This is a genomic window from Aequorivita sp. KMM 9714 (assembly GCF_011065475.1).
In the GTDB taxonomy this organism is placed as follows: Bacteria; Bacteroidota; Bacteroidia; order Flavobacteriales; family Flavobacteriaceae; genus Aequorivita; species Aequorivita sinensis.
The window spans coordinates 1-599 of the sequence record NZ_JAAGRO010000031.1; the positions used below are offsets into that span (position 1 = coordinate 1).

The following is a 599-nucleotide window of genomic DNA, read 5'->3' on the forward strand; positions in this document are numbered from 1 at the left end:
AGAAAATCCCCGGCAAGGGGCACGAAACCATCTTTTACAATAATTTGGACCAGCCCATACTTACCCAAGATGCCAATATGCGGAATGAGACAGCTAATAAATACTTATTTACCAAATATGATGCATTGGGGAGAGTGGCCTATACTGGATTCTATACAGCTACTATAGGACAGCAATCGATACAGGATTCATTACAGTTTAATCGTGCAGTCAATAGGACTAATTACGAGATCCAAAAGACTACTGCACAGGGAGCTACGCAAATCGGGGATACACAGGTTTTTTATAGCAATAGCTCATATCCATCCAACAACCTTGAAGTGCTTACCATCAACTACTATGATAGATACGTTGATTATGGTGTAGCGGAAGCAATGGACTGGTCCTTCCCACAAGTGTTTACGACCAGCACACTACTGAGAACACTTTAGTGACAACGACAACACAAGGGCTGCCCACCGTATCAAGGGTACGCGTCCTTGGGCAAACACCCGTCAAATGGATAACCTCTCTCACTGCCTATGATAGTCGTGGACGTGCTATCTATTCGGACAGTTATAATGAATATCTTGATAGCAGGGATATCCATCGTAGTAAAT

Annotated in this window: 1 protein-coding gene; it reads left to right on the top strand. The window is 43.1% G+C overall.

Annotation, left to right across the window (positions count from 1 at the left end):
* Nucleotides 1-77 precede the first annotated feature (77 nt).
* Nucleotides 78-431 (top strand): hypothetical protein, encoded by a 354-nt coding sequence (locus G3A46_RS14045; protein WP_165150766.1) that lies wholly within the window; start codon nucleotides 78-80, stop codon nucleotides 429-431.
* The last annotated feature ends 168 nt before the right edge of the window (nucleotides 432-599 follow it).